The sequence below is a fragment of the Niastella populi genome (genome assembly GCF_002078015.1).
Lineage (GTDB): Bacteria > Bacteroidota > Bacteroidia > Chitinophagales > Chitinophagaceae > Niastella > Niastella populi.
The window spans coordinates 40719-66325 of record NZ_LWBP01000013.1; the positions used below are offsets into that span (position 1 = coordinate 40719).

The 25607-nt window shown below is 47.1% G+C and carries 21 protein-coding genes; 4 read left to right on the forward strand and 17 right to left on the reverse strand.

The features are described 5' to 3' along the window. Positions 1–157 precede the first annotated feature (157 nt). From A4R26_RS04255 to A4R26_RS04320, 14 genes are all read right to left on the reverse strand, one after another. On the reverse strand, positions 158–631 hold the full coding sequence (locus tag A4R26_RS04255) for a ribonuclease H-like YkuK family protein (protein WP_081161277.1): 474 nt from the start codon (positions 629–631) through the stop codon (positions 158–160). A gap of 62 nt (positions 632–693) precedes the next feature. Beyond that, positions 694–2289, reverse strand: coding sequence for a T9SS type A sorting domain-containing protein (locus A4R26_RS04260; protein ID WP_081160986.1), 1596 nt, complete (start codon positions 2287–2289; stop codon positions 694–696). An 81-nt stretch (positions 2290–2370) separates the two neighbouring features. Continuing rightward, a complete protein-coding gene (locus A4R26_RS04265) occupies positions 2371–2829 on the reverse strand; it encodes a hypothetical protein (RefSeq protein ID WP_081160989.1) in 459 nt (152 codons plus the stop codon). A gap of 189 nt (positions 2830–3018) precedes the next feature. Further along, complete coding sequence (locus tag A4R26_RS04270) at positions 3019–3432, reverse strand: CoA-binding protein (protein ID WP_242674818.1); 414 nt, start codon at positions 3430–3432, stop codon at positions 3019–3021. Positions 3433–3500: 68 nt separating this feature from the next. Next, positions 3501–4625 (reverse strand): epimerase, encoded by a 1125-nt coding sequence (locus A4R26_RS04275; RefSeq protein WP_081160992.1) that lies wholly within the window; start codon positions 4623–4625, stop codon positions 3501–3503. Between the two features lie 33 nt (positions 4626–4658). Then, entirely contained in the window at positions 4659–5501 is an 843-nt protein-coding gene (locus A4R26_RS04280) for a thiol-disulfide oxidoreductase DCC family protein (protein WP_081160997.1), read from the reverse strand. A 234-nt stretch (positions 5502–5735) separates the two neighbouring features. Beyond that, on the reverse strand, positions 5736–6242 hold the full coding sequence (locus A4R26_RS04285; RefSeq protein WP_081161285.1) for a GbsR/MarR family transcriptional regulator: 507 nt from the start codon (positions 6240–6242) through the stop codon (positions 5736–5738). A gap of 195 nt (positions 6243–6437) precedes the next feature. Further along, positions 6438–7955 carry a hypothetical protein gene (locus tag A4R26_RS04290; protein WP_081161001.1) on the reverse strand — a complete coding sequence of 506 codons (1518 nt, stop codon included), beginning with the start codon at positions 7953–7955 and terminating at the stop codon, positions 6438–6440. Further along, positions 7939–9102 (reverse strand): NAD(P)/FAD-dependent oxidoreductase, encoded by a 1164-nt coding sequence (locus tag A4R26_RS04295; RefSeq protein ID WP_242674819.1) that lies wholly within the window; start codon positions 9100–9102, stop codon positions 7939–7941. The genes A4R26_RS04290 and A4R26_RS04295 overlap by 17 nt, the downstream gene beginning before the upstream one ends. A 55-nt stretch (positions 9103–9157) precedes the next feature. Further along, on the reverse strand, positions 9158–9931 hold the full coding sequence (locus A4R26_RS04300; protein ID WP_081161293.1) for a methyltransferase domain-containing protein: 774 nt from the start codon (positions 9929–9931) through the stop codon (positions 9158–9160). A gap of 116 nt (positions 9932–10047) precedes the next feature. Next, positions 10048–11148, reverse strand: a complete 1101-nt coding sequence (locus A4R26_RS04305) for a type III polyketide synthase (protein ID WP_081161004.1) — start codon at positions 11146–11148, stop codon at positions 10048–10050. Continuing rightward, positions 11141–12004 carry a UbiA family prenyltransferase gene (locus A4R26_RS04310; protein WP_081161304.1) on the reverse strand — a complete coding sequence of 288 codons (864 nt, stop codon included), beginning with the start codon at positions 12002–12004 and terminating at the stop codon, positions 11141–11143. The genes A4R26_RS04305 and A4R26_RS04310 overlap by 8 nt, the downstream gene beginning before the upstream one ends. Before the next feature lie 75 nt (positions 12005–12079). Then, a complete protein-coding gene (locus tag A4R26_RS04315) occupies positions 12080–13675 on the reverse strand; it encodes a flotillin family protein (RefSeq protein WP_081161008.1) in 1596 nt (531 codons plus the stop codon). A 33-nt stretch (positions 13676–13708) separates the two neighbouring features. Further along, positions 13709–14317, reverse strand: a complete 609-nt coding sequence (locus tag A4R26_RS04320) for a hypothetical protein (protein ID WP_081161012.1) — start codon at positions 14315–14317, stop codon at positions 13709–13711. A 431-nt stretch (positions 14318–14748) separates the two neighbouring features. Between A4R26_RS04320 and A4R26_RS04330 the strand changes: the two genes are divergently transcribed. Beyond that, positions 14749–16590 (forward strand): outer membrane protein assembly factor BamB family protein, encoded by a 1842-nt coding sequence (locus A4R26_RS04330; RefSeq protein ID WP_081161020.1) that lies wholly within the window; start codon positions 14749–14751, stop codon positions 16588–16590. Positions 16591–16655: 65 nt separating this feature from the next. Here the strand turns inward: A4R26_RS04330 and A4R26_RS04335 are convergent, their stop codons facing one another. The 3 genes from A4R26_RS04335 to A4R26_RS04345 all read right to left on the reverse strand — a co-directional run bounded on the left by A4R26_RS04335 (position 16656) and on the right by A4R26_RS04345 (position 21592). Beyond that, on the reverse strand, positions 16656–17528 hold the full coding sequence (locus A4R26_RS04335) for a hypothetical protein (protein ID WP_081161023.1): 873 nt from the start codon (positions 17526–17528) through the stop codon (positions 16656–16658). A 90-nt stretch (positions 17529–17618) separates the two neighbouring features. Beyond that, positions 17619–19277, reverse strand: a complete 1659-nt coding sequence (locus A4R26_RS04340; protein WP_081161026.1) for a pyruvate dehydrogenase complex dihydrolipoamide acetyltransferase — start codon at positions 19275–19277, stop codon at positions 17619–17621. A 395-nt stretch (positions 19278–19672) separates the two neighbouring features. Then, positions 19673–21592, reverse strand: a complete 1920-nt coding sequence (locus A4R26_RS04345; protein ID WP_081161044.1) for a DNA polymerase III subunit gamma/tau — start codon at positions 21590–21592, stop codon at positions 19673–19675. A gap of 585 nt (positions 21593–22177) precedes the next feature. On the opposite strand from A4R26_RS04345, the gene A4R26_RS04350 reads away from it, so the two are divergent. The 3 genes from A4R26_RS04350 to A4R26_RS04360 all read left to right on the forward strand — a co-directional run bounded on the left by A4R26_RS04350 (position 22178) and on the right by A4R26_RS04360 (position 25592). Further along, positions 22178–22813 carry a TetR/AcrR family transcriptional regulator gene (locus tag A4R26_RS04350; protein ID WP_081161047.1) on the forward strand — a complete coding sequence of 212 codons (636 nt, stop codon included), beginning with the start codon at positions 22178–22180 and terminating at the stop codon, positions 22811–22813. Positions 22814–22882: 69 nt separating this feature from the next. Beyond that, a complete protein-coding gene (locus A4R26_RS04355; protein WP_081161050.1) occupies positions 22883–24247 on the forward strand; it encodes a TolC family protein in 1365 nt (454 codons plus the stop codon). Between the two features lie 289 nt (positions 24248–24536). Next, positions 24537–25592: an efflux RND transporter periplasmic adaptor subunit gene (locus A4R26_RS04360; RefSeq protein ID WP_081161055.1), complete on the forward strand. Its 1056-nt coding sequence runs from the start codon at positions 24537–24539 to the stop codon at positions 25590–25592. Positions 25593–25607 lie beyond the last annotated feature (15 nt).

The window sequence follows — 25607 nt, forward strand, 5'->3', positions numbered from 1 at the left end:
AGCAATTACGAAACTGTACTTCAGCGATCTCCTGTAGAGAAGATAAAATCAATTGTCAGGAAATAACGGCAGGTGATGTTGAAGGCGACAACTCCTCCGGTCGTGAAAACAACACAACCAAAAATTAAAAAACCCTCCGTTTTCAGCGTGAGGGTTGCTAGTTTACTACCTTGTTGGCACAGCTGCTGCTGGCGAAGGCTTCGGGTTTGGCTTTGAAGGCAAAGCCCATTCCCAGTATGTAGCCCATGGCTTCTTTCAACGCATCATTGCTTTTGAAATGCGGATTGGTGTTGATATCCGCATGCACTTCCATGTCAACATCATACGTAGTGAACAGGTGACAGAGATCATAAGCGATCTCGATGCTTTTGGCCACCTCTACCAGCATCCTTTCTTTGATACTGTATTGTTTCCTTGTTTTCTCATTGTGAATGAACATAAATCCACCATGACCTTCTCGCAGGAAAACAATTACAGTAGCAAATTCTGTTTCGATACCCTTTACCTGACTGTCGGTACCAATGCAAACTTTAAGGTGATATCCCTTTTCAGTTTCGCGTTTGATAGCAAGTTCAACGGCATCGATAATCGGCAGGTCGATCGGGTCGCCATTAAATTTTCTCCATAACATCATAGTGAAACGGGTTTTTCGAATTTACCGAAAAACCCGTTTTTCACCAAATCATATGGTTATTATTGTTTTATTAACTTCCAGGTATTGACGCCTGTTTCGCCCTGAATACGAAGGAGTACCAGGCCTTTTTGTGCATTTGTTATATCGATGTTATTTGTTCCCGAAACCAGTTTGCCGCGTTGTATCAGGCGGCCGGTTCCATCGAGCACCTGGTAGCTGGCTTCTTTATCGGCATTGACTACAATTGAGTTCACTACCATGGTGTTCATTATTCTTATAGCAGCTTTATCGTCGGATTGATCACGTATGGTAATGATGTTTGAGTAATATGACCTGTCGTCGTTTGCTGTTATCACCCGCACGCGATAGAACGGTGCACTAGCCAGCGGTTTCCATGAGAATGATCTTGTACCGGCACTTACCTGTGCCAGTGTTTCAAAATGTTCTCCATCTTTTGCGTTTTGGATCTCTATATGTTTAACGGTTTCATCCGCTTCATACGACCAGTTCAGGTTGTGCGTGCCTTCACTTGCCCTGCCCGACAATGCCAAACGGTGTATTGGTAATACGGTCAATGGAGAAGCTTCGATGGAATAATATCCAAGGCTTTCGTTTTTAACCAGGTGATCGTTTGCTGTTCCTTCCACTACCACATAATAAGTGCCACTGGTCAAATTGCTGTCGATACCGGCATTTACCGCGCCAATGGGGTTGTATTGTCCAATGGTATCGCCTTTATGGTTAAGCAGGCTTAATTTGATATCGAGGTTGGCGCCTGAGTTATTGGTGCTTTTGGTGCCTACGTTTTCAGGAACGGCGTTCAGGTGAACATAGGTTTCTGCTGAAAGGGTGAATTTGAAAACATCTTTATCGGTGCCGGTATTAATTAAACCGGTTGTGCTGAAGCCGGTTGAGGTGAAACCAACCGAAGTAGCAGTTGTATGGCTGTTACCGATGTCGTCGGTACGGTAGCCAAAATTATTGGGCGAACCGGCAATGATAGCCAGGTCGTCCTGGTAGTAACTGCAGCCATAGGTATTGGTACCATAATGCCAGGTGGTGAGGTTCCTGTAATAACCAACTCCCATAATAGGTGCCCAACTGGTTTCACCGGTGCCATTGCCCGGGTTGTATTCTGTTTTTCCGCAGGATGTATTATAGGAACTCTGGTGTTGTAAACCCAGTGTGTGGCCGGCTTCGTGCGAAACTGCCTCAGCAACATACTTGGGGTTGTTTGCCAGCAGGCCGCTGAACACCCAGCACGGTGTATTGTCGCCCCAGGTAAAGGAGCCAACGAAAGCCACACCACCTACGCCGCCGCCATACCACTGGTACGTGGGGGTGATGATCACCCGTATGCGCTGGAATTTAGGAGCCGCAGCATATACGGTTGAGTCGGTAGTGATGTTTAAATTGAAAATGCGGTAGTCTTCTGATACGCGGTTGAAAATTTCGGTAACGCCGTCGGCTGAAAAGCCGGAAGGTTGGGCGGTTATTGGCCCGCTCCAGTTCCAGGAGGAACCTGTTACATATTGTCCGTCAAAGTCCAGAAAAATGGTGGCTCTGGCCGATGGATAACTGTTTAACAAAGGCACCTGAGCTTTTGCCCCTGCTGCAATGGTCAATGCAAACAGTACGGAAAAAATGGTTTTCATGGATCAAAGGATGATTTGGAGGTTAAGTTAAATAGTGTTCAAACGGATTCAGAGGTTATGCGATCACAGGCTTCAGGTTGATCAGGGAACGAGGAAATGCGCTTTATTCTTCTTTATCCAGAAGTATCGGTTGTTTTCTTCCGTTAGTACCAGCACTTCATCAGATTGCGGGTTGATGATCCGGCCTACCAGTTTTTGTGTATTATCGTCCTGGGTAATTACCGATACGGTGCACAGGGCGCCGGGTATACTGGTTGAACGGATGTTCATGCTTTGCACACCTTTTTCGGGTTGTACCTTGTCAACCAACTCTCCTGCAAATTCAAAATTGCCGAGGGTCAGCGCTACTTTATCAGATATTCGGAAAGAAGAAAGCTTTTGTATTGCCGGAATATTGCATTCCAGTTTGGATGGTAACTGTGCGAGATTTGTTGCCTTATGCAAATAAGGCTTTTGGATTACGGGTTGTTGTTGGGCGGATATTGACTGGAATGCAAAAATGCATACCACTAAGAGCCCTGCAGCATGTAGGTTTTTCATAATGTACGGGTTTTAGTGTTCGGATCTGGATTACGTTAGTATGGGTCTTAGGGAATACTAAATCTGTTGTTCTTACGATTCAATACGAAGATAGAACGCAAATGATATTCGGTTATTTTACCGGTGGGTAATAATCAATGTTTATGAGTGTAAAATAAGGATGTTACTAAGTGTATTTACTAAACATTACTAGTACTGCCCCGTGCTTAACATCACTAATGTGCAGGCTTCCAACGGTTGAATGCCATTGTTTTTTGCAAGGCCATACAACTCAGGGTTTTCCGTACCCGGATTAAATATAATGCGTTTGGGACGAAGCGATAGTATATACTCGTAGTATTCTTTCTGATGAAATGGATTCAAATAAAGGGTTACCGTATCCACAGTTTCGAGGGGTTTTTTCTCCGTGGTAATGTCAACATCCAATACTTTACCGTTCTTGCGGCCAATGGCTTCCACGGAATGCTGATGCCTGCGTAAGCTATTAATAGCCAGGAAGCTATAGCGTGAGGGATTTTCCGATGCCCCCAAAACCAGTGTTTTTTTATTGCCTTTTTCCATATGCTTTATAACAACCTGCTCACTCAAATGGTTGTATTTCAAAACTATAACATTTCGCTGTAAACAAAAACAGGCGTTATGCGTTCTGCAAACCATTCACCGGCATTTTATCAACAGGCCGCCAGCTTCTTCTGAAAGAAATTATATTTTTTTACGGGTGTATGCCGAATGATCTCACGAAGCGCTTGCTCCAGTGCGTTATACCTGAAAACAAAACCTGATTGTAATAACCTGGCCGGGTAAACCCACCGGCTTTTTAATAGAAGTTCGGTTTCGGTACCAATGAATGCCGCCCCTGCTTCCAGTAACCAGGCGGGCGCAGGCAGGCCGTATTTATGGCCGGTTATGTGGCGCAGCGTTTTCATGAAATCTGCATTCGTTACCGCATTGGGTGTGCTGCAGTTGTATACGCCTTCCATGTCGTTGTGTTCATAACACCATTCAACAATGCGGCAAAGATCTTCTATATGCAGCCAGCTGTACATCTGGCGCCCATTACCCTGATGACCCCCAAAACCACTTTTTAAAAGGTTGTAATAAGGTTCCAGAATACCGCCCTGTCCTAATGCGATGGCAATACGCAGGGCTATTTTCCGGGTGAAAGGAGTGCGCTGTTCAAAAATGGAATTTTCACAGTGTTTGCTTAGCTGTACACCGAAATCATAGTCCAGTTCTTTAAGCCGCATGCTGTGCCTTCCTTCACGTAAACCGGTTCTCCATTTGTTGTACCGGAAGCGCAGGCGGTCGATAAAAGTATAGGGGATGTTGTCAACCCGCGCATCGCTGATGAGGCCGGTAAATTCATCATGGGGTTTATCGGTTGTATGGCGGTAAATAGTGGCTGAAGAAGCGTTGATCCATAATTTTGGTGGAACCGTAGTTTGCCTGATGGCCTCGCCAAGCGTTTGGGTCGATTGTATACGGCTGCTGATAAGCTCCTTTTTATTCTTTTCGGTATAACGGCAGTTTACCGATTTGCCGGCCATGTTTATTACCATATCGGCGCCCTCAATTTCCCTCGACCAGTGTCTTTCTACATGTTGGGCATCCCACCGCCAGTAAGTGATGTTATAGCCATCGGCCGCTTTTATAAGCTCATGCGCATAATTGTTATTTTGATCGCTTGCCGCTTTACGGGTAAGCAGAACGACATGATTGTCTTTGCCGAAATACCGGGCCATCGCCTGCGCAATAAAACCAGATCCGCCGGCAATGACAATTTTTTTATGTTTCATAACAAGTTCAGGTTTTAAAATTGGCCGATTGCATTATTGATTGAAAGGCACAAAGAGGCAAATGAATAAACCAATAATACAGGCGAGGTTGATGGTGACCACCGGTTTGTAGGTGTTGAGGATATTTGCATAATCCATTCGCCTGAAATATTCTGTGAAGATCACCAGGGTGAGCAAACCGAGGTACAGATAGTTTACCCAGTTGTGCAGGTTCATGTATGCATCGGTGATAAGCAGGGGTATCAGCAATAAATTGGTAACCAACGTAAGCATGTTAACCTGGCCAAGGTATTCGATGGCCGTTTGTTTTGGCATGAACGAAGCCACCATGCAATTGACGGCCACCATACCAATATGTAACAGCAACAATTGTTCAACAGAGAGCGAATAGCCGGGCATGCGCGATAACAGGTGCTTATGCACCGGATAGATCATCAACGTATTGGCTGCCAGAAAAACAAGCATGAACAATACCCGGTAGAAGAGGTTGAACGAAGGCGAGCAGTCGATCTTTTGCGGCGATGTTCTGGCCGCAACGATCACCTTGCGGTTATAGGAGATAAAACTGTACAGTTTACGCAGGAACCAGTTTACCGGTTTATAACGGCCGATGGTTTTTATAAGCGAACATTTTTGCCCGAGAATTTCAAGCAATGCATCGATGCCGTACCAGACTTTTTTTGAAACCGGATCGAACAAAGGGATCTCATTTTTGCTGCGTTGCCAGTTGATGCAATGCAAAAGTTCGGGCGATGCATCGGAAAAGGGCTTGCGGCCTTCGGCAGTAAGCAGGCCTGTTTTTACGAAGGCGCTGGTGTAGGCCACGCAAAGCGGACAGGCGTCATCATACACCAGTACTTTGTCGTTGTTTTCCATATTTTCAGAAATTAGTGAAAGTGTAAGGCTAAATAAAAACCGGGGTTTCCGGTTATAACTAGTTTATGGTTTGTTGTTTGTGGTTGTTTACATTGCTGGCCTCGCTATTACCTGGCAACAGCCTATATTTATAATCGTTCCAACGCTCGCTAACGTGCGAAGCGTAAATTGAGTTCATGCTACTCAAAGCGCGCCAGCAACCATAAACTAAAAACAATAAACTATAAACTGTATCTATCTAAACATCTTCATCAAATTCCCGAGAAACCAGTTCTCATCGGCCTTGACCATCATTTCCAGCATTTTGTCGGCCTGAAGGCCAAAACGCCTGATATTGCCAACGGTTTCGGTGAATTGTTTTATGTGTTTATCTTTTTTATCGCCTTCCACTTCTTCCAGCGTATCGAAAAGCCGCAGCATTGGATCGAGCTCTCGTTTTTTGCGCTCCTTTACAATTTGGGTAGCCACCTTCCAGATGTCTTTTTCTGCTGAAAAGAACTCTTTGCGCTCGCCGGGAATAATAACCCGGTTTACCAGTCCCCAGTCGATCAGGTCACGGATGTTCATGTTCACATTGCCCCGGCTAATGGCCAGCTTTTCCATAACGTCATCCTGGCTTAACGGGTCGGCACTGATCATCAACAAGGCATGAATTTGCGCCATGGTGCGGTTAATGCCCCAATGCGAACCAAATGCCCCCCAGGAGGCGATAAACTGTTGTTGCGCTTCTTCGAGTTTCATATTTTTTCCTACGAACTCAAAGATAAGTTCTGATTTTGAATTTTCAAAAATAATTGAAAGGGGTTTTCCCGAAGGGCGGTTAACGATAGACATACGATTTTACATTTCTGCCGTCCTGAATAGCAGGGCGCCGTTTCGGGGACTGTAATGTTCAGGGGGCTCAATTGCATAAAACTGTTTGGGAAGCTGAAATGATCACCGGGGCGGACAACTCAATTTTTCACCGAGGCGGTTCTTTGTAAACTTAGTGCCAACCGTTGGGCAGTTGAGCCGTTTATCGGTTCGTGCTGAAGTCGATTTGCCTTTGCCCGGTTTTATTACCAGCGCGAGATAAGCGCCGCCGTTCTGCATTTTATTTTTCGAAAATACGTTGGCCCAGTTATGAATGCCTAACAGCAGCGGGCCTGCTTTAAAAGCGCCGCCCACCCAAAATTGTTCCCTGGTGTTGAAGTGCACCGGCAAATAAAATCCAAAACGCCGGGTTTCCCATCGCGGCGTTACCGTTAGCATGTTCAACTCGGTAAGCCGCCACTGGTTGCTGCTCAGTGAAGAAAGGTTTACCGATACATTGCCGTTCACATACCAGGCGCCGGTTATGAAATGGTCAACGTTCAATACCGCCCTTGCCGGGTTGATTACCCGGAACAACCCGCTGGGTTGTTGTATGTTACGAACGATACCCGTGAGCTCATTATTGAATTCCTGCAGATTACCGATATCGTTGAATTGTATATCGAGCACCGTATCGGTAACATTATTCTGAAAGCCGCTCAGTACCCGGCTTTGCTGCCCGAATTTGAACTGATTGAAACCGATATCAAGCAGCGATAAGCCGATCTTCCAGTTATAATCGTAATAATCGTCATCGTCAAAAACGGAAGAGATCTGTCCGGTTTTTATGATATACTCGACACCCATATCGAAAGAAAAGCCACCGCGCGAATCGTTTATAAAATCACGCAGGTTGGTGCCGGTGGTTTTTTCATCTTTCCAGTTATCGTAGTTTGAAGAATAGGCATATTCGGCAAATGCATCCTGCATGGTGTAGTCAAGGTCAGTGCCATGGGCCGTTTGGGCCACGGTACCGTTGAGCAATTGGGTATAGGCGCCCGAGATGCCGCGGGAAATTTTTGCCGTAATGCCGGCATTAAGGCGTGAGTCGGAGCGGTCCCAGATGGTTTGTGCCCAGGTGGCAAACACTTCTATCCAGCTGCTATGAGCGAGATCGCCGTATAATTTCCGGTTGTAATTGCCGAGGTCGAAGAAGTCGCCGGTTGTTTTTAGCGTGTCGATAAAGTTGATGGGGCCTGAACTTAGCTGGCCATAGCCGCGCAGGTTTACCCCAACCCCGAACGCCTGCTGCCGGTTGATGGCAAAGCGGGTATTCAGCAGGTTGATATTATAGTCGGCATAAGCGAAGCGCCGGTAATCGCCTTCTTTGACGCTGTACTGCGAATTGGCGGGGTTACTTAAAAGCGAATAATTATGAATGGTTACACCGTTTGTTGCATTCTTTGCCTGTGCGCCCAAAATGGTGATATCCCATTTCCAGGGCGTGTTCACAATAGAGGCGGGGTTATTGCCAATACCGAGGCCTCCTGCGTAATTACTGCCCTGGATGGCATAATAATTCTGCGTATAACCGTGCAGGCTGATCAGTAAAAGCAATAAAGCAAATAAAGACCGGTTTCCTTTTTTAAAAAGGTTTTCCATGCGTTTGTTGTATTAGAAACGCTACAAACTTTGGAAATGGTTTTACCAGTTTTATGAGTACGTTTGACAGGATGGAGCTTCCGAAAAAGCTTTGTAACAATCGCCCGGCCTGCAGGCGCCGGCCAAAATATTTTTCCCATTGCTGGGTATATTGAATTTCCATTTCAAAGCGGTTGATCCGTCCCTGCAGGAACGAATTGATCTCTTCAAACGCCAGCTTACTGCTATGCAGCGCCATGCTCATGCCGTTACCGCACAACGGAGCAATAAGCCCGGCGGTATCGCCAATCATCAGCACATGGTTTTCAATTTGTGTTTTCTTGTTGAATGAGATCCTCGAAATGGTCAATGGTTCATCGAACAGCATCTCAGCGTTGGAAAATATCTTTTCCAGGAATGGATTTTTCATAAGAATATCCCTTTCCATACTGCTAATATCATTCCTGCATTTGCGCAGGTTCGCTGCTGTTGTGAGATAGCAGAGGCAATATTTGTTTTCCTCAATTTGGGAAATTCCACAATAACCATTTTCAAAATTGTGGAGGGCGATAAGATCGGCCGGGTGATGGGTGCGAATGTGGTACTTTACGGCAATATAATGGTTGAGTTTATTGGGTTTTACTTTGGTGAACTGCCGTTTCCATTTTACATCGAGGTTACCGCGTTTGCCATAGGCGCCGGCTACCACGCCTGCTTCTGTTTCGCCTTTGGAAGTGAATACAAAAAAACTATTGCTGCGGTAAACGACATTCATCACTTTGGTGTCTTCGAGCAGGGTAACTCCTTCCTGGCGCGCTATATTGGCGAGTAAATGATCGATGGTATAACGGCTGATGCCGAAGCCGCCCAGGGGCAGGGGCGATTCTATATAATTGCCGTTGGGGGTGGTAATAAGCAGGCGGTTGATAATCGGCAGTTGCATATCGCTGAGGGGGAGGCCGAGGTCCTGCAAAAAATTCCAGCTTTCAAGGCTGATATACTCGCCGCATACTTTGTGAAAGGGATACTTTTCCCTTTCGAACAATACCGTTTTATAGCCTGCACGGGCACTTTGAATGGCGAGTGCCAAACCGGCCAGGCCACCACCTGCAATGGCGATATCATATTTGGGTTGAAGGTTCACAATAGAATTATTCAATGCGCTCATAACGCCCGGGTTAAAAAATATGTCTGTTTCCCCTGAAAACGCCAAAGGCGATGAGCTATTCCGGTTTCATATTTACGGGATCTGCATTTCTGTATACAACGAGCCAGCGAAAGGCCCATTTCCATTCTATTGAAAAATTGCTGATGCCTGCAAAGTTGAAGAACTGTAACCATTCTTCTTTGGTAAATCCGCGAGCAACGGATAAGGGTGCGTCGTGTTTTACAAGGTAGCTGTTCGAAAACAATTTCGTAAGCACCTTTATTGAATAATAGGCCACTTTATGGCGGTGCAGATCGTTTATAAAGAACCCAACCCGGGCATTGGATTTCATCCATTGCAACTGCTTTACCATTTCCCGGTCAGAGAAGTGATGGCAAAACAGCGAGGAGAAAATGATATCCGGTTGTTTTTCAAGCCGGGCGTCTTTATAATCGCTATGGATCAGTTGGGTATTGGCCAGTGCGCGTTTCGATGCTACATCAATACAATGCCGGTTGATATCGATGCCGATAAATGCAACCGGTATATTTTTCTTTTTGCACCATTTTTGAATGGCCGCCAGGTTATCGCCACCGCCGCAACCTATTTCACAAATGGTAACCGCTTTCGCTGAAGCTTCAGCAGTCGATGCCACCTTCGCCAGAACGTCGGCCGCCGGCGCTGATTGCAGCCTTTCCACCAACGCTTTCACGCCGGTGACGGTGATGGCGTGTCCGCCCAGCCAGGTGTTTATGAAGTTCAGTTCCTGCATATTCCGGCGAATGTCTTCAAATGGAATGTCAGGGCGGTCGAGCAATTCGGATTGGTATGATCGGTGACGAAAATTCACGATTGTAATATATGATTTTCTGATTGACCCGCGAAACGGGCTGCAGGTATCCCTGCTATTATTTCGTTGCTGCAGGGTCAAAATATTACGTCCTTACCATCCATAATAACAAAACATTAGGAATTCGCCGATGCGGTAAAAGTTTCCATGGTGAGGCCCGGACCAAATGCGGCGCCGAAAATATGTTCTTTCCTGTTGTGGTTGTGAAGGAGCGAGGGCATCATCTTTTTCAGTACGAAGAGGATAGTGGGCGACGACATGTTACCGTATTGCTGCAGTACGTCCCACGAAGCCTGCAGCTCGCCATTGTGCAATGATAACGTTTTATGAATGGCTTCGAGTATTTTTTTTCCGCCGGGATGAATGCACCAGTGGGTAATGTCCTGCCGGCTTAACCCGGCCTTTGCCAGCGCCCTGCCGGTGAACTGGCTGAAGTCTTCTTCCAGCAGGTCGGGAATGTAACTGCTCAGGGTCATCAGGAACCCCGAGCTGGAAAGTTCCCAGGCCATATCTTTTTTTCCCTTAGGGATCACTTCTGAATAAAATGCATCGAGGTGAAGACCGTTTGCGGGATGGTCGTTACCTGTTATTACGGCGGCGGCGCTGCCATCGGCAAACAACAGGCTGGAGGCAATGTTGTCGATCGAGGGCTCGCGTTGAAAATGTAACGTGCACAGTTCAGTGCAAACGATCAGTACTTTGGCCTGTTTGTCGGTTTGGCAAATGGCGTCGGCTGCTTTCAGGGCATGAATGCCGGCATAACAACCCATGAAGTTGATGGAGGTGCGGGCGGTATGCCGGGGCAGATCGAGCAGTTCCATCAACTGCAGATCGAGGCCCGGTGCGCTCATGCCTGTGCAACTTACAGTGATCAGGTGTGTGATGGCCGTTTCTGATAATTTTCCATCGAGGCAATCACGGATGGCATTCACCGATACCTGGGGCGCATATTTGTTGTACCAGGTCATGCGTTGTTCGAGTGAGGGAAATGGTTCCAGGTTTTCGGTGTGGGGATAGAATTTCCATTCGGGAGTGGGGCGGCTGTAATCGGGTATAACGGAATAACGGGTATCGATAGCGCTTTGGTGGTACAGGAAACGCAGCCGGCGCCTGTCGGCTTCACTATACGAATAGATCAATTGCATGAACTGCAGAATGTCCTGTTGCCGGTGCCTGAATGAAGGTACCGCTGTTCCGATGGCGATAATTTTACTCAAATACCCTCCAGATTAATAAGGTAAGAAAAGCCAGATTCGTACAGATGGATGCCAGTAAATTCATGCGCATCGTATAGGTGAAGTTGGCAGTTCGCACATCTTTCCACACCAGCCCTGCCCACCTGAAAAAATATACGAGGATCGGAAGCATCATAGTTGCTAAAGCGAGGAACTTTTTTTGTTCACCATTTGTAAAGAACCACCAGGCCAGTATACTCATGGCCAGTGTATAAATGATGGCTGTAAAAATAAAAGTGCCCCTGTAGCCTAATAAGGCGCTGATGGTGGTTACGCCGTCTTTTTTGTCGGCTTCGTGCTGATATACCTGTGTAAGCGGGTAAAAACCGCCTATAAGCAGGCTGGCGGCCAGCATGCCCGCGGGCGGTACCGCCAGTGTTTTGTTTATGCTGCTTCCGTGATATACCATAAAATATGTTACTGCCCCCTGATAAATTATTACGGTGAGATAACCGATCACCGGGTATTTCTTCAATCTTATGCCCCGGTAGCTGTATGCCCTCGATGCGGCTATATAAGCTGCTATGCAAAATGTAAACCAGTAACTGACGAACAGGCTTAAGGCGATTGCCGCTGCGTCCATTATTATGCTTATGTAAAACAACTGCTTTGTGGGTTGCAGGGGAGCAGCTACGCCGCCAATGGGCGTTTCATCGCGGTCCATATACGAATTGTACCCGTTACTTGAAGGATATACCAGCAAATGCAGAATGAAAAATATCAACACGGCATGTGTGGTATTGATGGCTGGTACCTGGCTGAGTGCAAACAGGTATACTGGCAACAGGAAAAAAGAAAAATGGAACCGGAGTAATTGTGTGGTAGATGGTGAAAGCATAAAAGTGTGCCACACCTTTGGGGTGTGGCACACTTAAAGATAGAGGATTTTATGTAACCGTGTCACGGTTAAGTTTTATTCTTTATCACTACCACTTTCAACAACGAAGGTGCCGCTGTTGCCGGTGGTTTTGGGCTCTTCGGCCTTCTTGTTATGCCCCAGGTAAGAGGGGAGTTCCATACCGGCCATATCGAAGATGTCTTTTAACGGTGGTACCGCTTTGTACATTCCCGAAATGAAACCGGCGGTAGAGCTTTTGCCAGAGTCGTTCTGCCCGTTTTCCCAAACCGTTACCTTGTCGATCTTGATATTCTTGATGGCGTCTGTCTGCATTCTTACCAGTTCGGGCAGTTTATCGCTTATGAGTAACAGTACGGCGTCTTTCGGGTTGTTGCCGGCTGCCTTCACGATCCTGTCTAAACCTTCGGCCTGTTTGGTAAGGATCTCGTACATACCTCTCGCTTCCGCTTCCAGTTTGGCGAAGATAGCGTCGGCCTCACCTTTTGCTTTTTCGCGGATCTTTTCTGCTTCGGCCTGCGCTTCGATGATGGCTTTTTGCTTTTGAATTTCTGCCGTTACCACAATGTTGGCATTCTGCGAAGCTCTTTCCCTGTCGGCACGGGCGGCCTCCGCTTTTTGCTCGGCAAGGTAGGCTTCTTCCAATGCCATGGCCGCCTGAACTTTTTCGGCAGAAGTAGCGCGTTTCAGGGCCTCCGCTTCTTTTTCCCTTCTGGAAGCTTCCGAATCGGCGATCTGGATCCTGGCAAGGTTTTCCCCCTGTACCGCCACTGAGTTCGCTGCGGCTGATTTAATACGGGTATCCCTGTCGGCTTCCACTTTACCGATCTGCTCATCTCTTTTGGCTGCAGCGATCAGGATCTCTTTATCTTTTTCCGCTACGGCGATCATGGAGTCGCGGTCGCGTTGTGTTTCGGCAATCTGTACGTCGCGCTCTTTCTGGGTTTGCTTCATGCTTACATCGCGTTCTCTTTCGGCAATGGCTTTACCAATTTCACCCATTCTATCCTGCTCGGCCACGCTTTTCTTTGCTTCGTTAATGGCTTTTGCCGAAGCCTCTTTACCCAGCGCTTCAATATAACCGCTTTCATCTTTGATATCGGTTACGTTCACGTTGATCATTTTCAAACCGATCTTGTTCAACTCGGCCTCAACGTTAGAAGCGATATTGGCAAGGAATTTATCGCGGTTGCTGTTGATCTCTTCAATGTCCATCATGGCAACCACCAGGCGCATTTGGCCCAGGATGATATCTTTGGCCAGATCGTGGATCTGCGCCTGTTGCAAACCGAGCAAACGTTCAGCCGCATTTTGCATAACACCCTGCTCTGTTGAAATACCAACGGTAAAACGCGAAGGCACGTCAACGCGGATGTTTTGTTTACTCAATGCATTGGTAAGGTTCACCTCGATGGAAATAGGCGTAAGATCCAGGAAGGAGTAGTCCTGGATAACAGGCCAGATGAAGGCGGCGCCCCCATGTATACATTTGGCGCTCAGGTTACCATCTGTGCCATCTTTTGAACGGCCTACTTTACCATATACCACCAGTACGCGGTCGCTGGGGCACCGCTTGTACCTGCGGAACATGGAGAGAATGAGAATGAAAAAGAACAACACGGCCCCGGCGACCACAATCAGGATCATATCCATAGCGTCATTAATTTAAGGGTTTGAAATTGGTGTTTATATTTTGTATGAGAAATTGTTCTCGGCAAGCGTTACCAGTAAAATACTGTCGTTGATTATTTTTTTTACCCTGATGAGTTTCCCCGTAGCAATTTCCTCCTCATCATCGGTCATGGCCGGTAACTCGCGCAGGCTGCCCTGCACTTTTATATGCACTTTACCGGTGCCGCCGCGTTTGGCGGGAATAAAGAGGTAGGTGGTGCCTGTTAAATTGATGGCATTGGTCAACTGCATAGTGCCACTGTGCCGCAGGCGGCTCATATAATTCAATACCAGCACCGTCATTACCACTATGGCAGTACCGGCTACAAAGGCCACCAGTACAGTGGCCATATTACCCAATCCGCCATAATGGGCGGCAAGGCCCGCCCAGCCGAACATGGTGAAAAAGGCGATCATGTTCTTGATGGTGAAGAACTGGTAGTCCATTCCATCGTCATGATCGATGGCGGCATCTGCATCGCCGTCCGCATGGTCAACATCGCCGCCTGAGAGCGATAGCGTGCTTTGAACCAGGTAAATGGTGGAAAAGATAATTGCAATGCCCCACAGGATCTTTTCAAAGGAAGCAAGATGCTCCCACCAGGTTGTAATGCTTAGTAGCATAAGGGTTCTTTGGGTTTTTGTGTAAACTTTTTAAATGATATGTAAAAAACGCTGAATGCTAAACGCAGAAGGCAAATCCGTATTTCGGGTTTTTCGAAATTATTTGGGTACACCATATTCCGGAAGAAGGCGTTAAGCCTGAGCGTTGTAACGCAAAACGCTTCATTCCGAATGCCGGGCTTTTCGAAATTATTCGGGCAGAATGTATTTCGGAGGCTGGCGTTAAGCATTCGGCGTTAAGCATTAAGCGTTCTTTTATAATTGGTAGGAAAGTGAAAGCAAACATTACAGGAGCGGGGCTAAATTTTCATGGGGTTTATAATTATTTAGCGGGCTTTTATCTACAGGTATTAAAATAAGCAACTGTAATTTAATGTTCCTGCTGTTTTCTGCTGGTAATTCCTTTTTAAAGATATATTAATTTGGCGGCCATGAAACGGATTTTTCTCATTTCAATGTTGCTGCTGGCAACGAGCGTGCTACATGCTCAGATTAAGTCTTTCCGGTTTATACATATCAGTGATACGCATATAGGTTCGCCCAATGGTTCGGCCGAGGAAGACCTGCGCCGCACGGTGCACGATATAAATACGCTGAACGACGTGGCCTTTGTGATCATTACCGGCGATATTACCGAACTGGGCACCGACGCCCAACTGGCAAAGGCCAAAGAGATCCTCGACAGCCTGAAAGTAAAATACTATATCATTCCCGGTAACCACGATACCGGATGGAGCGAAAGCGGCGGCGATCATTATACCAGTACATTTGGTTACGATAAGTTTTCATTCGACTATAATGGCATCCGCTTTATCGGTTGCGCTTCAGGGCCATATGTGCGCATGAGCGATGGCCATATCCCGCGCAGCGCCATCGTATGGCTCGATAGTTTACTGGCTAAAACGCCGCGCGACCAGCCTGTAATATTTTGTAATCATTATCCCATCGATGATGGTGTCGATAACTGGTACGAGATCACCGACCGGTTAGTGAAGTACAATACAAAACTGATCATCTGTGGCCATGGCCATGCCAATAAGGCGCTCAACTTTGAAACTATTCCCGGAATAATGGGCCGTTCGAACCTGCGGGCAAAAGCCCCGCTCGGCGGTTACAATCTCGTTGATGTATATAACGATTCCATCGTTTATACCGAACGCCGGCCGGGCGGTGAACCGCTTCCTTCCTGGGCAAAAATTGAGTTGAATAAGCGCGATTTTCCTAAAAAAGTTAAGCGCCCTTCTTATGATATCAATAAGCAATACCCGCAGGTAAAACCGAAATGGGTATTCTCTTCCGATGCCAATGTGATCTCCACCCCGGCGGTTGTAAATAACCTGGTGATCTTTGGCAATCAGAATGGCCTGGTTACCGCCGTATCGCAGCTCGATGGAAAAAAGAAATGGACCTATAAAACCAGCGGCGCTGTCTTTTCTTCCCCCGCTGTAAAGGCCGGTAAAGTGGTGTTTGGCTCGGGCGATGGCCATGTATATTGCCTTAATGTATTGACCGGAAAACCGGCATGGAAAGCAAAAACAGATGCCTCGGTACTGGGTTCGCCCGCAATTGTGGGCGATACCGTTTTCATCGGCGGAAGCGATCATAATTTTATGGCATTGAACCTGAAGAACGGGAATGCTTACTGGAAGTTCGCCGGTTTGGAGGGACCCGTGGTAAGCACCCCGCTGATCTATGGCAATATGGTGATCTTCGGCGCATGGGATAAACATTTGTATGCGGTAAACAGAAACAACGGGCAACTGGCCTGGCAATGGAATCCCGGTTTTTCGGTCATCAATTTCTCGCCCGCTTCCTGTATTCCGGTTGCGCATGACGGCGTGGTGTATGTGGTTTGCCCTAACCGCACCCTGTATGCCATCGATGCACTAACCGGCGCTACTTTATGGCAGAACAGTGAAACGCGGGTGCGCGAATCGATAGGCATTTCGGAAGATGGGAAATATGTATATGGAAAAACAATGCAGGACACCGTTGTGGCGTATGCTGCCAGCCGTTCGGCACAGCGCCCGGCTTGGGTTATGCATGCCGGTTTTGGTTATGAACATGTGCCTTCCATGCTGATAGAAAAGAGCGGACAGGTATTTTTCGGAACGCGCAATGGCGTGGTGTATGCCATCGATCCGGCTACGCAAAAGATCAATTGGGAATATAAGCTCGATAATTCCATGGTGAACACCGTTCGGGTGCTGGATAAAAAACATGTGGTGGCGTCAACCATGGATGGCAAGGTGGCGTTGCTGGAAGTGAAGTAAACAATGGGCAATAGACAATAAGCAATTGGCAAATGTGCCACACCGCCAGGGTGTGGCACATTTATTTACAGCTCATCGGCCACCATCTTCATCGCAATTATATATTCTGCTACATAGTCGCCTCCTTTATCGGGATAGCCTTTGATATTGTCAAACGCATGGCCAAGCATATCATGTGCTTTTTTAGCATCTTTATTATCGAAGAAGACTGCCGTCCAGTTATCGTTCTCCTTAAAGCGTTTTCTGCCTATACCGCCCTTATAGAATTTAATAGGGCAGAGCATTTTTTCAGGATTGAATACCGGTATCTTATTGCCTTTCACATTGGCAAAATAACCGGCGTAGTAATAGATTGATTCTTTCAGGCGGTTCTTAATGGCTGCATCATCTTCGGCCTGTGTTGGTTTCTGCCGCCATTTGTTTAGGCCAGGGTCGAACAGGTTGGGTATAGTGTCGTTGCTTTTTAAGCGCTGTGCAATGTACTGCAGGTGGATGGTTTCTTTTTCGCCTGTTGTTACATTGGGAATTATAACGCTATTGTTGTTCTCAAATGTGAGCACGTCGTTTTGGTATTTGATGACCGTTAATGACAGCGCTGGTACCGTTGTGTCTTTCTCCTGAATGGTCAGCAGTTTACTTTTGTTATTAAACTGCCAGTTGGCGGTGGTGAATTCAGGTGTGGCGTAGTCAATCATCATGGTTCCGTTGGGTTGAAAACTGTAGGCGGTAAGTGCTATTTTGGTTTCCAGCCTGAACCAGTTGGTATCATTTGCAGTTTTGTCTTTTCTGTCGGAGATCACACTGGAGATGATCCAGTTTCCGGCGAGCGAATCTTTTATAAAGGGGCGGTGGAAGCTGGCTTTGGGTTTATTACTTTCTGCCGGCTGGCAGGCAATAACGGCTGTAATGCCAAGCAGGGAAATGTACGTAAGTCTCATGGATGATAGGGTTACTGTTTGGGTTAAAAGTATAAAAAAGGCCCCACTAATTCAGTGAGGCCCTATATATAAGAAATACTTACATGCTAATTAAACCAGCATTCTCAGCGGCTCTTCAAGCAGGTTCTGCAGTGTTTGCAGGAACGCGGCTCCGGTAGCGCCGTCAACCACGCGGTGGTCGCAGGTTAAGGTAACTTTCATAACATTACCCACTACTATCTGGCCATTCTTTACAACTGGAACCTGGTTAATAGCGCCTACAGCCAGGATACATGAATCAGGCGGGTTAATGATGGCGGTGAACTCTTCAATGCCAAACATACCCAGGTTGCTGATGGTGAAGGTGCTGCCTTCCCAATCGCTTGGCTGCAGTTTTTTATCTTTTGCTTTTTTCGCGAACTCTTTTACTTCAGTACCGATTTGTGATAATGATTTCAGATCGGCAAATCGTACAACGGGTACCAGCAAACCTTCTTCAACCGCTACAGCCACGCCGATGTTCACATGATGGTTAACGCGGATCTTGTCGCCTAACCAGCTGCTGTTCACTTTCGGGTGCTGTTTCAGGGCAATAGCGCAGGCTTTCAGTACCATGTCGTTGAACGAGATCTTAACCGGGGCAACTTCGTTGATCCTGGTTCTGCTTTCAACTGCTTTATCCATATTGATCTCCATGGTGAGGTAGAACTCGGGAGCAGTGAATTTGCTTTCAGAAAGACGTTTGGCAATTACCTTACGCATTTGCGATACAGGAACCTCTTCAAAGCTTACCTGACCGGCAACGGCTGGCGCTGCTTTACCAGGTTGAGCAGTTGCAGCAGCAGCCTGTTGGCCACCACCTGCAGCAGGCGTATAATTGTCGATATCTCTTTTAATGATACGGCCTCCGTCGCCGGAACCGGACACTTTATTGATATCGATACCTTTTTCAGATGCTAATTTTTTGGCGAGGGGAGAAGCAACTACACGGCCGTTACCGGTATTGGCAGCGGGTGCGGCTGTTTCAGTTTGTGCACTGGCCTGCGTGGGTTGGGCAGCAGCTTCAGGCTGGGCCTTTGCAGCGCCACCGCTGGTAACACCACCTTTGGCGGCAGCTACGATCTTTTCTACATCAACTTTCTTTTCATCGCCAATGATGCACAACAGGGCGTTTACGGGAACTTTATCACCTTTTTGCGCGCCTATATATAATAATTTACCTTCTTTATAGCTTTCCAGCTCCATGGTTGCCTTGTCGGTTTCCACATCGGCCAGCAGATCGCCTTTTTTCACTGCATCACCTACTTTTTTATGCCATGCGGCAATAACGCCTTCCGTCATGGTATCGCTCAGGCGCGGCATGAGGATAACTTCCTGCATGTTGGCCAGGTCGAGTGACTCACCGGCGGGTTTTGCTTCGGCTTTTGCTTCAGCTTTCGCTTCTGTTTTGGCTGGTTCGGCAGCTGTTTTTTCAGGCGCAGCAGCAGCGGCTTTTTGTCCACCACCACCAAGCAGTGAACTGATATCTTCACCGGCGTTACCAATGATGGCCAGCAGATCATTTACCTGTAATTTTCCCCCTTTTTCAGTACCAATGTGAAGCAGGGTGCCATCTTTATAACTTTCCAGTTCCATGGTAGCCTTGTCGGTCTCTACCTCAGCCAGTAAGTCGCCTTTCTTTACTTTGTCGCCTACCTTTTTATGCCAGGCCGCTATCACGCCTTCTGTCATGGTATCGCTCAGGCGGGGCATTAAAATCACTTCAGCCATAAATTCTTATTTGATATTCTGATTTTTTCAATTTGAGTGGTCGAAATTACAGCAAAATGAGCAATTGGAAAACTGAAAGGTTGCCAGTTTACCAGTTGCGGGTTTCCGGTTAGCTGAATTTGTTGCTCCTGTTGAATTTCAGGAATCGGTATCAGGTTGCAGGCGCTCATTCAATTGCCGGAGAAAACCATTTGTTATGGTTGTTTTCCGGCATCCGGAAAGCCCGAACCGGCGCCTGTTGAAATCCCGTTTATTTTCATTTTTGTCAATAAAACCCCCTGCCATTTGAAATATTCGAAATAAACCGTTTTTTAATGGCCTTATATTATGGAACCGACAGGCAGGGTTCATGAAATTTTTACCCGGCTCCAGGGAACCGGCACCGGCCAGCCGGTTTAATCGAATCCCAGTTTCAGTTTTGCTCTTAACTCATTCACCAGCGGGTATTGCTCTATAATTTTTACATACTGCTCTTTGGTTGAGAGCGGCTTTTCAACCGGTGTAAAAGCTACCGGGTTATCGGTAACTACAATAGTGAAAAGTATGGTGCGGTTGTTGAATTTCGTTTGAATGTACTCCGACAGTTCGCGTCTTTCTCCCTCTATGAATTTCTGCTCGAGGTTGTTATTGGTAATGATCTCGAACGAATTGGCCGAAGTAATGGTCAGCCTTGCCATATCGAACGACTGGGCGGCCGGGTTCTTGTTATCCTTCAGGAGTTGAGAGAAGTTTACCCAGTCCTGCTGCAGTTTTTCGAGCGTTAACGGAATGGCCGGGTTGGTGGTGCCTGCTGTTTTATTCGCAAATTTTTGCCTTATAGATTCAAGCGTTCCCAGTTTAGGCCCCGCACCGGTTTTATTAGCCGCCTGCTGTGTATTGGCCGGTTGCGTATTTTCGGCCGGCATGTTATGCATTGAGTTGATGTAATTCAACTCTTCTTCCTCCGGGCTTAAATACCCCATGGCGGGTTCTTCGATGATGAGCCTGGCTTCGGTGTTAGGCTGTTTGTAAACCGGTTGCGGTTGTTGAACCGGTGTTTCCGGCTTGCGGTTTACCGGTTGCTGCTGCGCTGCCGCCTCCTGCCGTGGTTGCGGCTGCGGGGTGCTTTCAGCTTTCTTCCCTTTATCTTCAACAAAGGTCAGCTTGCGAAAAGCTACCGAAGACGCTCCTTCAACTAGTTTTTTTTTACCTGCACCGTCGCCGGATGCTGTTAGTTCAAGCGCTTGTTGCAGATAGGTGAGTTTTATAATTGCCAGTTCGGTATGTAGTCTTTTATTGCGGGCGCCTTTGAAATTGATCTCTGCTTCATTCAGGATATTTAAAGCGCTTATGAGGTAGGCTACCGGCGTGTTCTTTCCGGTAGCAATGTATTTGTCTTTAAAGCTTTCAACCACTTCGAGCAAACCGGCTACTTTTTCATCTTTACATACCAGCAGGTTGCGAATGAACTCAGCAAACCCGTTCAGCACCAGGTCGCCTTCAAAACCTTTACGGTCTATATCGTCATACAGTAACATGGCGCCGGCAAGGTCCTGCTGCTGCATACAGTCGAGCAGTTTGAAATAGTAGTCGGCATCGAGGATGTTCAAATGTTCCAGCGTGTTCTGGTAAGTAACCGTACCGCTGGTAAAACTTACTATTTTATCGAGGATGCTGAGCGCGTCGCGCATACAGCCTTCGCTCTTGCGGGCGATTACCTGTAAGGCGGCTTTTTCGGCATCTATTTCTTCTTTTTTACAAATGTGCTGCAGGTGATCTACCGTATCGTTACCGGTGATGCGTTTGAAATCGAAGATCTGGCATCGGCTGAGGATGGTAGGCAGGATCTTGTGCTTTTCGGTAGTGGCCAAAATAAAGATGGCATAGGAAGGCGGTTCTTCCAGCGTTTTCAAAAAAGCGTTGAAAGCCGAGGAACTGAGCATGTGTACCTCGTCAATGATATATACTTTATATTTTCCGGCCTGGGGAGTGAAGCGAACCTGCTCAACCAGCGAGCGGATATCATCTACCGAGTTGTTACTGGCGGCATCGAGCTCATGAATATTCAGCGAAGTGCCTTCATTGAAAGCTACACAGCTATGGCACTCATTACAGGCTTCGCCTTCTGCCGTAGGCTTTTCGCAATTGATGGTTTTGGCCAGAATACGGGCACAGGTTGTTTTACCAACTCCGCGCGGACCGCAAAACAGGAAGGCATGCGCCAACTGGCGGTTCTTGATGGCATTCTGCAGGGTGGTGGTAATGTGAGCTTGTCCAACAACCGTATCAAAGGTTTGCGGACGGTATTTCCGGGCTGAAACAATGAATTTATCCATGATATGAGCAAATGTAAGAATAATGTGCTAATCCCGGCTCGTTGGAACAGGTGGTGCACATTAGCCAATCCCGGCTAAAGTCGCGACAGGTAATGCTAATGTCGGTGATGCGTTAACATGTTGATATTCTAATTATTAGATGTTGATATTGCCAGGCGTTATCGCCTGTGCCCGCAGCAAAGCAACAGCTCCACCTACATACGCATCTCAACGTGTAACACCGCTTTCTCCAGGCTGCCATTGCCAACGCCATACAATCTTCACTGCCAACCGCCTCACCACCATCGCCCTGCCCAAACCCAAGCCCAGGTCTATGTCACCGCTCACCAACCGCTCATGCTGGGGTCATCTTAGGGTTTTCCCAGGGTCATCCTGGGGTTTTCTTAGGGTTTAAAGCCAAAGATAACCCTGAGACTACCTTAGGAACACCCTAAGATCAAAGGTGGTAACGACCTGGTAAACACCCATATTAATGGTCTCAGGATCGTTATGAACTAACCCGCGTGAAAAATTCCCCTAAAAAAGTAGCGGCTTTGTTTGGAAACTTAACAGCGTTAAGTATATTTGTGTCGTTAATTAAATAATATGGGCATACCGGAAAGGAAAGAAAAGCAAAAGCTGGAGATAAGAAAAGCAATACTGGATGCTTCGATGAAACTGTTCGTGGAACAGGGCTTCGAAAATGTTTCCATGCGTAAGATCGCCGATCTTATAGAGTACAGTCCCACAACGGTTTACCTTTATTTTAAAGATAAGAACGAGATCCTGTACAACCTGCACGAAATGGGATTTCAGAAAATGGCTGAATATACAACCGAACTCTGGACAATAAAAAACCCGCTCGTCCGTCTGCACAAGATGGGGGAATACTATATCAGGTTCGGGCTTGAGAATCCGGCCTTCTACGACCTGATGTTCATATTACAGGCCCCTATGGAAGCATTGCAGGGAATGGAGAATTGTGAATGGAAAAGCGGCGACCAGGCCCTGGGCAAGCTAAAGGAAACGCTTCAGGAATGTGTGGATAAGAACCTGATCGTCAAAGGCGATGTAGATGCCATGGCAATAGCTATGTGGAGCCTGGTGCATGGCATGGTATCCCTGGCAATACGTAACCGTTTCGATAAAGTGGTCACCGGCAACCAGGAAGCTGCTGTTTTAATGAATAAAGGATTGACCTGGTACCTCAATGCATTGGATGCATCTGGAAATAAAACCTGACGGTTTTTTTTTGAATCGTCACTTAACACTGTTAATAATATTTACAATATAAAATAAACAGATTGACTTATGAAACAAAGTCTTTCAGTCCCGGTAGCTATCGGGGTTGCGGGGATGCTTTTTGCCTGTTCGGCCGCTGCGCAAACCACCCTGGATGCTTATGTAAAGAAAGGGTTGGAAAGTAACCTGGCCCTGCGTCAGAAAACGTTCGACCGGCAAAAGGCCGAGCTGGATCTTAAACGGGCTAAAGCTTTGTTTTACCCGCAGGCCAGTTTGAATGCACAATATACCCTGGCCTCCGGCGGCAGAACGCAGGATATTCCCATTGGCGACCTGTTGAACAATGTATATTCAACCCTTAACCAATTGACCGGACAAAGCAAATTTCCGCAGGTAAGCAATCAGTCGATCCAGTTTCTGCCAAACGACTTTCACGACACAAGGGTAGAGGTAGTGATGCCTGTTATCAATACAGATCTGTATTATAACCGGGCAATTAAAAAAGAGCTTATCAACACGCAGCAGGCCGAGATCGATATCTATAAACGCGAGCTCGTAAAGAACATAAAAGAAGCGTATTATCAATACCTGCAGGCCGGTAAGGCGGTAGATATCTATAATAATGCGCTGATGCTTGCCGGTGAAAACCTGCGGGTGAGCGAAAAGCTGGTGCAGAACGGGCAGGCCACCAAAGAATCGGTGATGCGGGCAAAAGCACAGGTAAGCCAGGTAAAGGCATCGGCTATTGAAGCTGCCAATCAGCAACAGAACGCCGCCGCATATTTCAATTGTTTGCTGAACCAAACCCTCGAGGCGCCCGTGTTGATCGATTCCTCTCTTTTGGATAAAATAAGTACAACAACTTCCGCAGTAGCAGAAGCGCCGGCCCCCCTTGGGCGCGAAGAACTGGTGAAACTGCAAAGTGCACAAAAAGTGGTTGGCACCAGCATAAAAATGAACCGTTCATATCTTATTCCCAAACTCAACGCTTTTTACAATATCGGTTTCCAGGGCTTTGGCTTTCGCTTCAATGGCGATCAGTTTTACCAGCTGGGCGGATTGCAATTCAAATGGGACCTGTTCAGGGCGAATGACAATAAATACAAAATACAGCAATCGCAACTTGACCTCGATGCGCTGAATACCCAATACAAAGATGTTGAACAGCAATTGACATTACAGGTGCGCACTTCAACCAATAATTACCGTTCGGCATTACAAACCCTGCAGGCAAGGGTTGATGAAGTGCAAAGCGCGCAGGAGACCTACCGGTTTGCCGAAAGACGTTTTCGCGAAGGACAGGCATTGCAGATAGAGCTCATAGATGCACGCACACAGTTGACGAATGCCCGGTTAAATTATTCGCTGGCACAACTGGCCGTGCTTACCCGCGCAGCCGAATTGGAACGGGTAACGGCAGCTTACCATTTTTAGATTCTGATTTTGCGATTTTGAGATTTTGCGATTTGTCGTAAGGTTCAAATAAAAAGAAATCGGCAATCGGCGGAAGGCAAACGTGAAACGGGAAACGGCAAACCTCAGCGCGGCCTTCGTCGGCAATCGGCTCGAATTTCGGGCGGCGCAAGCTCGTAAATAAATTCCAAATTTCGCGAACCCTTTCACGTTTCACGTTTGCTGTTTCACGTTTCGCGAGGCCATTCACGATTCACGATTGAAAAACCAAAAACTCCATCTAGTTCACCATCAATAAAATCTTTCAAAGATGAAACGCATAATATTCCCCCTGACCTTTTTACTGTTCGCAGCAACAACAATTACATTCACCGCCTGTAATGGCGATTCACAGGCCGCCATCACCATCGATGACGCCATTGCCATAAAGCTGCAACCTGTTACTACTACTCAATACGCACCAATATTAAAATATAGCGGCTCCATGGCCTCCACAGCTGAAGCCCGGTTATCGTTCAAGATCGGAGGTATTATTTCAGGGATCTATGTAAAGGAAGGCGATCATGTAGTGAAAGGACAATTGCTGGCAACGCTCGATCTTACCGAGATCAATGCCCAGGTGCAGCAGGCTGCGCAGGGTGTTGAAAAAGGCCGGCGCGATGCAAACCGGGCGCAACGCCTGTATAACGATACCGTAGCTACGCTGGAGCAGTTGCAGAATTCCAACACGCAGTTACAGGTAGCAGAAGAAGGCCTTCGTATTGCCCGCTTCAATCAGCAGTATGCGCAAATACGCGCTACCGAAAGCGGTATCATTCTCAAAAAACTGATGAATGAAGGCGAAATGGCCGGTGTGGGTGCGCCCGTGTTTATGTTGAATGGCACGGCCGGTAACGGTTGGGTGATCCGCTTTGGCGTATCTGATAAAGACTGGGCGGTGCTTAAAAAAGGCGATAAGGCTTCTGTAGAGATCGACGCCTATCCCAACAAAACATTTACCGGTATTATATCTGAAATAGCGCAGGGGGCAGATCTCAGCAGCGGTACTTATGAAGTGGAAGTAAAAGTGTTGCCGGGCGGCGCCCGCTTTGCCGCCGGCCTGTTTGGTACGGTACGGTTACAACCTGCCACCGAACAAACCGTAACCATGGTTCCGGTGGAAGCGCTTACCGAAGCCAGCGATAAAACAGGTTATGTATATACGCTGAATGCCGATGGAAAAACAGTTACGAAAAATAAAGTCACCATAGCATTTCTTGAAAATAATAAAGCCGCCATTGTGAGCGGACTGGATAGCGCCCGCGAAGTGGTGACCGCAGGTGTGGGCTACCTCACCGAAAGATCAACAGTGAAAGTGATAAAATAATAAGATCATGCAGAC